This window comes from Xanthomonas cassavae CFBP 4642 (genome assembly GCF_000454545.1).
Classification (GTDB): Bacteria; Pseudomonadota; Gammaproteobacteria; order Xanthomonadales; family Xanthomonadaceae; genus Xanthomonas; species Xanthomonas cassavae.
Genome location: NZ_CM002139.1, coordinates 2,009,547 through 2,017,078 on the forward strand (window position 1 = coordinate 2,009,547; position 7,532 = coordinate 2,017,078).

6 protein-coding genes, 3 tRNA genes and 1 pseudogene are annotated in these 7,532 nt (G+C 65.5%); 8 read left to right on the plus strand and 2 right to left on the minus strand.

Features of this window, described 5'->3' with window-relative positions; genetic code table 11:
- Nucleotides 1-46: 46 nt before the first annotated feature.
- Nucleotides 47-616, minus strand: coding sequence for a TonB-dependent receptor plug domain-containing protein (locus tag XCSCFBP4642_RS0109045; RefSeq protein WP_029219497.1), 570 nt, complete (start codon nt 614-616; stop codon nt 47-49).
- A gap of 156 nt (nt 617-772) precedes the next feature.
- On the opposite strand from XCSCFBP4642_RS0109045, the gene kdsB reads away from it, so the two are divergent.
- From kdsB to XCSCFBP4642_RS0109085, 8 genes are all read left to right on the plus strand, one after another.
- Complete coding sequence (gene kdsB / locus XCSCFBP4642_RS0109050; RefSeq protein WP_033898185.1) at nt 773-1,534, plus strand: 3-deoxy-manno-octulosonate cytidylyltransferase; 762 nt, start codon at nt 773-775, stop codon at nt 1,532-1,534.
- A complete protein-coding gene (locus XCSCFBP4642_RS0109055) occupies nt 1,531-1,995 on the plus strand; it encodes a low molecular weight protein-tyrosine-phosphatase (RefSeq protein WP_029219499.1) in 465 nt (154 codons plus the stop codon). Before kdsB ends, XCSCFBP4642_RS0109055 begins: the two co-directional genes overlap by 4 nt.
- A gap of 23 nt (nt 1,996-2,018) precedes the next feature.
- The gene (locus XCSCFBP4642_RS0109060) at nt 2,019-3,437 is read left to right on the plus strand and encodes a hypothetical protein (protein ID WP_029219500.1); all 1,419 of its coding nucleotides are present in this window, start codon (nt 2,019-2,021) and stop codon (nt 3,435-3,437) included.
- A complete protein-coding gene (uvrC, locus tag XCSCFBP4642_RS0109065; RefSeq protein WP_029219501.1) occupies nt 3,434-5,290 on the plus strand; it encodes an excinuclease ABC subunit UvrC in 1,857 nt (618 codons plus the stop codon). The genes XCSCFBP4642_RS0109060 and uvrC overlap by 4 nt, the downstream gene beginning before the upstream one ends.
- Nucleotides 5,290-5,922 (plus strand): CDP-diacylglycerol--glycerol-3-phosphate 3-phosphatidyltransferase, encoded by a 633-nt coding sequence (gene pgsA, locus XCSCFBP4642_RS0109070; RefSeq protein ID WP_029219502.1) that lies wholly within the window; start codon nt 5,290-5,292, stop codon nt 5,920-5,922. Before uvrC ends, pgsA begins: the two co-directional genes overlap by 1 nt.
- Before the next feature lie 36 nt (nt 5,923-5,958).
- Nucleotides 5,959-6,034: transfer RNA gene (locus XCSCFBP4642_RS0109075), tRNA-Gly, on the plus strand.
- A 66-nt stretch (nt 6,035-6,100) separates the two neighbouring features.
- A tRNA-Cys gene (locus XCSCFBP4642_RS0109080) sits at nt 6,101-6,174 on the plus strand.
- Nucleotides 6,175-6,255: 81 nt separating this feature from the next.
- Nucleotides 6,256-6,331: transfer RNA gene (locus XCSCFBP4642_RS0109085), tRNA-Gly, on the plus strand.
- Between the two features lie 649 nt (nt 6,332-6,980).
- Here XCSCFBP4642_RS0109085 and XCSCFBP4642_RS0109090 read toward each other — a convergent pair.
- A pseudogene (locus XCSCFBP4642_RS0109090) lies at nt 6,981-7,532 on the minus strand (IS3-like element ISXac2 family transposase); the annotation flags it as partial.

Consider the following 7,532-nt stretch of genomic DNA (forward strand, 5'->3'; position numbering starts at 1 on the left):
GGAGGATCGGCAGAAGGTTGTGAAAAATTTCTGTGCTGACAGCGAGTTAGCCCACTTTGGGCTGTGTTTTACACGAATCCCTGCCAACCCTCAAATTGACCGTCGCCGAGGGATTGCCGGTGGACGACAGCAGGCCATTAGCACCGCGCAGCACATCGATGCGCTGATAGATCGCGGTGTCCACATCGCCTTCGGCAAGCCCGTTGGTGAACGGCAGCCCCAAGCCATCGACCTGGAAATTGAGGATGTCGAAGCCGCGCGCGGTGTAATAGGTACGATCGGTTTCGACCCGTTCGACATTGACGCCAGCGGCCAGCGCGAGCACCTCATTGGCGTTGTTGAGCGCGAAATCGTCCATCTGTTGACGCGAGATGGTGCTCACCGACTGCGGGGTCTCCAGCGGCGTGAGTGCCAGCCGGGTGGCGCTGTCGGTCTTGCGGAGGGTATAGCCATCGGTGCGCTCGGCCTGCACCTCGACGGTATCGAGCGTGCGCGCACGCTCGGCGGCATCCTCGGCCAGTGCCAGGCAAGGGGGGCATGCGAGCACCCAGAGCAGTGCCACGGACAGGGGACGCAGGGCCGGGCGGCGGCGTGTGGAGGCGAAATCGGGAGTCATGAGGATCGCTACACTGATGGAGTGGTCGCTGCGGCTACCGAGGCGATGAATCGGCCGGGCGATTGAGCGAATACGAATTATTCTCAGCAAAGTGAGCGAAAAGTGCAAACAGACTCTTCCAGCCCCACCGCGGCGCAGGACGCAACGGGCACCGCCATGCCGTTCGTGGTGGCCGTGCCCGCGCGTTACGCCTCCACGCGGCTGCCGGGCAAGCCGCTGCGTCTCATCGGCGATCGCCCGATGATCCGTCACGTGGCCGAACGCGCACTGCAGGCCGGCGCCGGTCAGGTCTGGGTAGCCACCGACGATGCCCGTATCGCCGAGGCGATGGACGGGCTGGCGGGAGTGCATGTCGCCATGACCGGCAGCGCACACCCGTCCGGCACCGACCGGCTGGCCGAATGCGCACGCATTGCAGGCTGGGATGCAGACACTTGCGTGGTCAACCTGCAGGGCGATGAGCCGTTCGCGCCGGCGGCCGGCATTCGCGCGGTAGCCGAGCTGTTGCTGCAGTCCGGCGCCGACATGGCCACGCTGGCCGCGCAGGTCGATAGCGCGCATGAGCTGTTCGATCCCAATGTGGTGAAGCTGGTCCGCACCGCTGGCGGCGATGCGCTGTATTTCAGTCGCGCGCCGATTCCCTGGCATCGCGACAGCTTCGCCAGCCAGCGCGAGCAACTGCCGGAAGACGGCCAGTGGCTGCGTCATATCGGTATCTACGCTTATCGCGCCGGCTTCCTGCAGCGCTTTGCGGCGATGCCGCCGGGCCTGCTGGAGCGCATCGAATCCCTGGAACAGTTGCGCGCCCTGGAAGCCGGTCATCGCATCGCGGTGGCGTTGACACCGGAGCAGTTTCCGCCCGGCATCGATACCCCGGACGATCTCGCACGCGCACAGGCGCAGGTGGCGTCGGCATGAAGCTGTTGATCGTCTGCCTGGGCAATATCTGCCGCTCGCCGATGGGCGAGGGCGCCTTGCGTGCGCGGCTGGAGCAGGCCCGTCTGTCGCGGCGCATTCAGGTTGATTCGGCCGGCACCGGCGACTGGCATGCCGACGAGCCGTCGGACCCGCGCGCCATCCGTTGCGCACGCGGGCACGCTGTCGATATTTCCGGCTTGCGTGCGCGGCAGGTGCGACGCGAAGACTTCGAGCATTTCGATTGGCTGCTGTGCGCAGATGCCAGCAACCTGCGCGATCTGCAGCGGCTGGCACCGGCGGCACAGCGCGACAAGCTCGCGCTGTGGTTGCCATGGGCCGGTGTGGACGCACGCGACGAGATCCCCGACCCGTACACCGGCGGCAGCCAGGATTTCGAGGATGTCTGGCAGTTGGTCGATACCGCCGCGCGCCAGACCGTGGCCAGACTCACCCGCCTCTAATCACGCTTGGGCATAATGACTCCATGACTGCCCAGCTCACCCAGGAACTGCCGGAATTTCCCACCTGGCTCAACGCCAGGCCCTCCACCTTGCAGGAGCATCGCGGCCGTGCGCTGGTGCTGGCGTTCGTCAACGCCAGCTCGGTGTGGTGTGCCGAGCGCCTGGCCGAGCTGGCGCAGTGGCAGGCGCGCAGCCCCGGGCGCCTGCAGCTGATCGTGGTGCAGGTACCGCGCTTTGACAGCGAGCGCCTGCTGCAGCGCTCGCTCAAGCAGCTGCGCGGGCACGGCGTCAGCGCGCCGATCCTGCTCGACAGGGACTGGGAAACCTGGCGCCGGTTCGGGATCGAATCCTGGCCGACACTGGTGCTTCTCGACGCGCATGGCCGCGAGCGCCAGCGGCTGGTCGGCGTCACCGGCGATCTGGACAAGGCTCTGGCCGCCTTGTGCGACGGCCAGCAGCAGCCGTCCGACGCCGACCTGCAGGGCGTGCCCGAGCGCGAGCCCGAGCCGCGCCTGGCATTGCGGTTTCCCACCGGGCTGGCTGCCACCGAGGACCGGCTGTACGTTGCCGACACCGGGCACCATCGCGTACTCGAGTGCACCCACAGCGGGCGCGTGCTGCGGCAGTTCGGGCACGGCAATGCCGATCTCATCGATGGCCGCATCGGCGAAGCCGCCTTCCGCCGCCCGCAGGGACTGGCGCTGGAGCGCGACCAGTTGTACATCGCCGACACCGGCAACCATGCACTGCGCCGTATCAACCTGGGCAGCGGGCAGGTGGATACCTTGTGCGGCACGGGTCGCGCCGGCGACCCGGTGGAAGGTCCGCTGGCCTTTGCCGGCGCGTCCGCACTCAATTACCCGCAAGGGCTGGCGGTGGCCGACAACCAGGTGTTGATCGCCATGGCCGGCGACAACCGCATCTGGAGCTACGACCTGGGGCGTGCCGCGCTGAGCGCGCGCGCCGGCACCGGTGCACTCGAACTCCGTGATGGCAGCGGGCATCTGGCAGCGTTCGCGCAGCCGGCAGGCCTGGCGGCGGTCCAGCAGGTGGCCTATGTCTGCGACGGGCTGGGCTCGTCGATTCGCACCATGCAGCTGCGTGGCGATCTGGTGCAGACCCTGGTCGGCGGGCAGGGCATCTGGCAGTTCGGTGATCAGGACGGGCCGCGCGGCACTGCGCAGCTGCAGTTCCCGCAGGCCATCGCGCTGGCCGCTGATTCACCGCTGCTGTGGATCGCCGACACCGGCAATGGCCGGTTGCGTTGCCTGCGCCTGGGCGGCGGCGAACTGACCACGGTGGAGCTGCCACGGCGGCTGCATGGTCCGGCCGGGCTGGCGGTTGCGGCAGGTGCGGTGTGGATTGCTGAAACCGACGCCCACGCCGTCCTGCGGTACGACCTGGCCAGCGGCGCATTGAGCGATGTTGCGATAGACGAATGAACGCAAGGCCCAAAGCCGATTTCGATGGGAAGGCGTTTGCTGCGCAACTGAGTACCGCGCCGGGCGTGTACCGCATGTACGCGGCCGACGACACGCTGCTGTATGTCGGCAAGGCCGGCGCCCTGCGCAAGCGCGTGGGCAGCTATTTCAACGGCACGCCGAAGAATGCGCGGCTGACCTCGATGCTCTCGCAGGTCGCGCGCATGGATGTCACCGTGACCCGCAGCGAAGCCGAAGCGCTGCTGCTGGAAAACCAGCTGATCAAGTCCCTGTCGCCGCGCTATAACGTGTCGCTGCGCGACGACAAGAGCTACCCGTATGTGTTGCTGACGCGCGAAGACTGGCCGCGGATTGCGCTGCATCGTGGCCCGCGTGCGGTGCAGGGGCGCTATTTCGGCCCCTATACCGGCGTGACCGGCGTGCGCGAAACGCTGAGCCTGATGCACAAGCTGTTCAAGCTGCGCAGCTGCGAAGACAGCGTGTTCCGCAATCGCTCGCGGCCCTGCCTGCAGTACCAGATCGGCCGCTGCAGCGGGCCGTGCGTGGACCTGGTGGCCGCGCCCGACTATGCCGAGTCGGTGCGACGCGCCACGATGTTTCTCGAAGGCAAGAGCGACCAGCTCGGCGAAGAGATCATGCAGTCGATGCAGCAGGCCAGTGAAGCGCTCGAATTCGAGCGTGCCGCCCGCCTGCGCGATCTGTTGTCGTCGCTGCGCAGCATGCAGAACCGCCAGTACGTCGATGGCCGTGCCGCCGATCTGGACGTGCTGGCCTGCGCCACGCAATCCAGCCAGGCCTGCGTGCTGTTGCTGAGCTTTCGCGACGGCCGCAATTTGGGCACGCGTTCGTTCTTCCCCAAGACCAACGGCGAAGACAGTGCCGACGAAATCCTGGCCGCGTTCGTGTCGCAGTACTACGCCGAGCATTCGCCACCGCGCGAGATCCTGCTGGACCGCGAAATTCCCGATGCCGAGCTGATCGAAGCCGCACTCAGCGCCGCTGCCGAACACAAGGTGGCGCTGAAGTGGAACGTGCGCGGCGAGCGTGCCGGCTATCTGCTGTTGGCCACGCGCAACGCGCAGCTGACCCTAGTGACCGAACTCACCAGCCAGAGCGCGCAACACGCGCGCAGCGAAGCCTTGCGCGAAATGCTGGGCTTGGCCGAGCCGGTCAAGCGCGTGGAATGCTTCGACATCAGCCACACCATGGGCGAAGCCACGGTCGCCTCATGCGTGGTGTTCGACGCCGGCGGCCCGGTGCGTGGGCAGTACCGGCGCTTCAATATTTCCGGCATCACCCCGGGCGACGATTACGCTGCCATGCGCCAGGCGATCGAACGGCGCTTCCGCCGCGCGGTGGAAGAAAACGGCGTGCTGCCCGACGTCCTGCTGATCGACGGCGGCGCCGGCCAGCAGGCGCAGGCGCAGGCCGCGCTGGCAGACCTGGGCGTGGAGAACGTGCTGTTGGTCGGCGTGGCCAAGGGCGAGGAACGCAGGGCAGGGCACGAGGCGCTGATCATGGCCGACGGCCGTGAGCTTCGCCCGGGCGCCGCGTCGCCGGCGCTGCAATTCATCCAGCAGGTGCGCGACGAAGCGCACCGCTTCGCGATCACCGGCCACCGCGGGCGCCGCCAGAAGGCGCGCATGACCAGCAAGCTCGAGGATATTCCTGGTATCGGACCGCGGCGCCGGGCCAGCCTGCTCAAGCATTTCGGTGGTCTGGTCGGTCTCAGGGCCGCTGGCGAAGCGGAGATCGCACGCGTGGATGGGGTCAATGCCGCACTCGCCGCACGAATCTACGCTAACCTGCACGGGCTGGTGCTTCCCGATGCGCCAGGCGAGTCGAGCCCGTAATGAAGTTGACCATCCCCACGTGGCTGACACTGCTGAGGATCGTGATGATCCCGGTGTTGGTCGTGGTGTTCTATCTGCCGTACACCTGGACCAATTTCGCATCCGCCGGCGTGTTCGCGCTGGCCGCCATCACCGACTGGCTGGATGGCTGGGTGGCACGGCGCTATCACCAGTATTCCGCGTTCGGCGCGTTCCTGGACCCGGTGGCCGACAAGCTGATGGTGGCCGTGGCACTGTTCCTGATCGTGCAGGGCCACCCCACGCCGTGGATGGCGTTCTGGGCGGCGGTGATCGTCGGGCGCGAAATCGCGGTTTCCGCGTTGCGTGAGTGGATGGCCGAGATCGGGCAGCGTGCCAAGGTGCGCGTGGCGGTGATCGGCAAGGTCAAGACCACCGCGCAAATGGTGGCGTTGCTCTGCCTGTTGTATTCGGTGACGCCAGGACAAATGCCTACGCACGAAATCTGGCTGGGCAACCTGATCTTCCGTGCCGGTTACTGGACGCTGGCAATCGCCGCGCTACTGACGCTGTGGTCGGGATTCCAGTACCTGCAGGCGGCGTGGCCAAGCCTGCGCGCCGACGAAAAAGCGGCGATCAGCAACAAACCGAAGAAAATCGAAAGCAACAGTTGACACCTATGCTGTTCGCTGTAGAATTTCGCCTCCCAAGCGGGAATAGCTCAGTTGGTAGAGCGCAACCTTGCCAAGGTTGAGGTCGCGAGTTCGAGTCTCGTTTCCCGCTCCAGTGTTTGACGAGGCCCCGTTTCGGGTCTCGTTGTTTCAAGGCAGGATGCCTTGGGTTTGATGTTTCGGCCTGGTGGTAGAGTGGTTATGCAGCGGACTGCAAATCCGCGTACGCCGGTTCAATTCCGGCCCAGGCCTCCACATCGCATGCGCAGTTTTTCGCATCGGCAACGATGACAGGACTAGCGCAACGAAGTGACAGGCTGTACAATTTCGCTCCACGCGGGAATAGCTCAGTTGGTAGAGCGCAACCTTGCCAAGGTTGAGGTCGCGAGTTCGAGTCTCGTTTCCCGCTCCACATTCAAGATGCCGTTCAAGGCATCTTCCACGAAAAAAGGACCTACGGGTCCTTTTTTCGTACCCGCCACTGGCGGGCTCCCTGGGGCATGGCGTGGGCCGTGCGCAAGGCACGTAGCAGCGGGTGCAATCGGTGCGTGCCCTAGCAACCGTGCCATGGGCGTCAAGATAGACATGCGTGCGAATGCGTGTTGGCGCGATGACGATGCAGTCACATCTCGCTCCGCTCGCAAGCGGTCGGGGTTCGGGTTTTTCGATTCAAGCCCTTGCATTCGTTCGCCGTCCTGATTGCTGGATCGAGCCGCCGAAGTGTCGCCGGTCCGCAGCCGGCCTGCATGACCGACCGACCCGATCGTCGCCGTGCGGTCGACGCTAGCTGGACTCTGGATGGCGTGGCTGTAGTAAGGCCCTGCGGTGCGTGTGCGACACCTCCTCGCACTTGGGTGCAGGAACCGGTGGCCGTTGCGTGCGACGTGCCTCGATCCATCGTGACTGCATCTGCGGCGACGGAGATGTATGCATGATGGAACAGCCTGGTTATTGGTGCTGATGCATGGAACACGTACGATGGTCGTGACGAGTGGGGTAAGGATGGGATGGGGCATGTCACCGGGTAATCCCCCCACTTCTAGCGGTCGCCAGAAGTGGAGCTAAGCGGCCATCGCCAACTTCATCGCTGGTGTGATGCCGCCGAGCGCCATATTCGGGCGCTCGTGGTTGTACGTCCATAGCCAGCGGGTGGCTTTGTCCTGCACTTGGTCGATGGTGTCGAACAGGGTTCGGGCGAGCCAGGCGTAGCGGATGGTGCGGTTGTAGCGTTCAACGTAGGCGTTCTGCTGTGGCTTGCCCGGCTGGATGTGCTCGACCCGGATGCCATGCCGCTGCGCCCAGGACAGCAACGCGCCACTGATGTATTCAGGGCCGTTGTCGCAGCGGATCACAGCGGGCTTGCCGCGCCACTCGATGATCTGCTCCAGCGACCGGATCACCCGGGCTGACGGCAGCGACAGATCCACCTCGATCCCCAGCCCCTCGCGATTGAAGTCGTCGAGCACATTGAACAGCCGGAAGCTGCGGCCGTCGGCCAACTGGTCGTGCATGAAGTCCATCGACCAGACCTGGTTGATGGCCTCCGGCACCGCCAGAGGCTCGGGCCGCTCACGCACCAGCCGCTTCTTCGGCTTGATCCGCAGGTTCAACTC